This window comes from Bacteroides caecigallinarum (genome assembly GCF_021530995.1).
In the GTDB taxonomy this organism is placed as follows: Bacteria; Bacteroidota; Bacteroidia; order Bacteroidales; family Bacteroidaceae; genus Phocaeicola; species Phocaeicola faecigallinarum.
Genome location: NZ_JADYTF010000192.1, coordinates 1 through 3,101, shown reverse-complemented (window position 1 = coordinate 3,101; position 3,101 = coordinate 1). Strand labels below are relative to the sequence as shown.

The 3,101-nt window shown below is 41.2% G+C and carries 2 protein-coding genes; one reads left to right on the top strand and one right to left on the bottom strand.

All coding sequences use genetic code 11. The features are described from left to right. Positions 1-147: 147 nt before the first annotated feature. The gene (locus I6E24_RS15795; protein ID WP_235329616.1) at positions 148-1,650 is read left to right on the top strand and encodes a glycoside hydrolase family 10 protein; all 1,503 of its coding nucleotides are present in this window, start codon (positions 148-150) and stop codon (positions 1,648-1,650) included. 98 nt (positions 1,651-1,748) lie between these two features. Here I6E24_RS15795 and I6E24_RS15790 read toward each other — a convergent pair whose 3' ends face one another. After that, positions 1,749-3,038, bottom strand: a complete 1,290-nt coding sequence (locus tag I6E24_RS15790; RefSeq protein ID WP_235329618.1) for an O-acetylhomoserine aminocarboxypropyltransferase/cysteine synthase family protein — start codon at positions 3,036-3,038, stop codon at positions 1,749-1,751. Positions 3,039-3,101: the final 63 nt, after the last annotated feature.

The following is a 3,101-nucleotide window of genomic DNA, read 5'->3' as shown; positions in this document are numbered from 1 at the left end:
ATGTATGCACCTCAAATATACAACATTTTGTGCTTCGAGCACGGCAATAGACGATCAATCAAGTACGTAGGGCTTGATTTTTTATTGCACCGGCATAAAAAACGAAGATTTTTATGTAAGTTTGTACCCTTGAAAACTATATTAATCATGAATAAAATTAAAACTTTGATTATTCTTGCTGCTATGTTGCTGAATACTTCGGTTTTCGGTGCTCAGACAGCATCTCCTAAACGTGAGTTTCGCGGGGCATGGATACAGTGTGTGAACGGACAGTTCCAGGGTATGCCTGCTGAGACAATGAAACAGACTCTTCTGAAACAGCTTGATAATCTGCAGGGAGCAGGTATTAATGCCATAATCTTTCAAGTCAGGGCAGAGGCTGATGCATTATATAAGTCATCATACGAACCTTGGAGTCGTTTTTTGACAGGTATTCAGGGAGTTCAGCCTTCTCCTACATGGGATCCGCTGCAGTTTATGATTGAAGAATGCCACAAGCGTGGTATGGAGTTGCACGCATGGATTAATCCTTATCGTGCTTGCACTAAGGGAACAACACGATTGTCTCCTTTGCATCCTTACCACAAACATCCTGAACTGTTTGTGAAGTATGCCGGACAGCTTTATTTTGACCCGGGATTTCCGGACAACAGAAAGTATATCTGCAAGATAGTACGTGATATAGTAAACAGATATGATGTTGATGCCATCCACATGGACGACTATTTCTATCCTTATCCTAACCCGGGAGAGAATTTCCCTGACGATGTAAGCTTTGCTGCATACGGTCGTGGATTTACAGACAGAAACGAATGGAGAAGAAACAATGTGAATGTACTTATCAAAGAACTTCATGAGACTATTCGCGAATGTAAACCTTGGGTGAAATTCGGTATTTCGCCTTTCGGAATATATCGCAACAAGCGTACTTCTCCTGAAGGCAGTGAGACTCGTGGACTCCAGAATTATGATGACTTGTATGCAGATGTTCTGCTTTGGGTGAACAAAGGTTGGATAGACTATAACATTCCGCAGGTATATTGGGAGATAGGTCATCCGGCTGCTGATTATGAGACATTGGTTAAATGGTGGGCGGAGAAATCAAGTGCACGTCCTCTGTATATAGGTCAGGATGTGTATAGAACAGTGAAGAAACCGGATCTGAAGAATCCTTCCGTACATCAGATGGCGGCTAAGTATGATTTGCAGCGTTCATTGCCAACCGTGCAGGGTAGTTGTCAGTGGTATTCAGCAGCTGTAATTGAGAATCCTGGTAATTATAGAACTTTATTGGCAAAGAACTATCATAAATATCCTGCTTTGCAGCCATTGTATCCGTTTATTGACGATAAGACTCCTGGAAAGGTAAAGAAACTTAAAGATGTATGGACTGAATATGGTTATATTCTTTTCTGGACAGCTCCTAAGGCAAAGCACGTGATGGATGAGGCTGTTCAGTATGTGGTCTATAGGTTTGAGAATAAGGAAAAGGTAAATCTTGATGATGCCTCGAAGATTGTTGCCATAACAAGAGATACTTTCTACAAATTGCCTTATGAAGATGGAAAGACCAAGTACCGCTATGTGGTGACTGCTCTTGACAGACTGAATAATGAATCAAAACCGGAATCGGAGAAGGTGAAATTGTAATTTTAGAATATATAGTGCGGCTCAAGTTTAATGAAAAACTTGAGCCGCAACTGTTTTAGTGGGATCTAAACAGCGTTTAAACACTGTTTAAATGCTATTTAAATGCTGTTTAAAGCTTGTCCCAAATCATTTTTCAAATCGTCAATATGTTCCAGACCTATGGACAGTCTGATAGTTCCCTGATGTATGTCCTGTTCAATTAGTTCGCTTTCAGTTAACTGCGAATGTGTTGTGCTTGCAGGATGTATCACCAGCGATTTGGCATCTGCTACATTGGCAAGCAATGAGAATATTTTCAGACTGTCGATAAACTTGTGTGCTCCTTTCTTGCCACTAATAATCTCAAAAGTAAATATTGAACCTCCGCCTTTAGGAAGGTATTTATTATACAGTTCATGATTAGGGTGGGATGGGAGTGAAGGATGGTTCACTTTTTTTACCTTTGGATGTGATGCCAGGTAGGAAACTATTTTAAGTGCGTTCTCTACGTGGCGTTCCACTCTCAAAGACAGAGTTTCAAGACCTTGCAAAAGCATAAAAGCATTGAACGGGCTTATTGCCGCTCCTGTGTCTCTGAGCAGTGTAGTTCTTATTCTTGTCACAAAAGCAGTGCTCGGGTCGATATCTGTGAAAATTATTCCGTGATATGATGTGTCAGGTTCTGTCAGTTGTGGAAATTTACCGGAACCTTTCCAGTCAAATTTTCCTGAATCCACAATAACTCCGCCAAGAGATGTTCCGTGTCCGCCGATGAATTTTGTGGCAGAATGTACCACTATATCTGCGCCATGTTCTATCGGACGGATAAGATACGGGGTTCCGAACGTATTGTCTATTATCAGAGGTATTTTGTTTCTGTGGGCTATATCGGCAACGGCCTGTATGTCTATTATATTTGAATTTGGATTGCCAAGTGTTTCTATAAATATGGCTTTTGTATTTTCCTGAATAGCCTTTTCGAAATTCTCAATGTTGTCCGGATCTACAAAAGTTGTACTGATTCCGTAAGTAGGGAAAGTGTGTGCCAGAAGGTTATAACTTCCACCGTAGATAGTCTTTGCTGCTACAATGTGGTCGCCCTGCTTTGCGATATTTAGAAATGAATATGTAATTGCCGCCGCTCCTGATGCTACTGCAAGAGCCGCCTTCCCACCTTCCAGTGCCGCTATTCTTTGTTCGAAAATCCCTTGTGTAGGATTTCCCAGCCGTCCGTATATTTCTCCGCTTTCCTTAAGCCCGAACAGTGCCTCGGCATGTGCTGAATTATTGAATACGTATGAAGTGGTCTGATATATAGGTACAGCCCTTGCGCCTGTTGCCTTATCGGCATTTTCCTGTCCTACGTGTAGCTGTAATGTCTCGAAATGTAGTTTCTTTGTATCTGTCATAATCTTTATAGCTTTATTGTTACATCTGCAAAGATATACTCCATGGTGATACAGTCCAATATT

Coding starts and splice junctions, on each gene's coding strand:
- I6E24_RS15790 (WP_235329618.1), bottom strand. CDS start 3,038: ATGACAGATACAAAGAAACTACATTTCGAGACATTACAGCTACACGTA.
- I6E24_RS15795 (WP_235329616.1), top strand. CDS start 148: ATGAATAAAATTAAAACTTTGATTATTCTTGCTGCTATGTTGCTGAAT.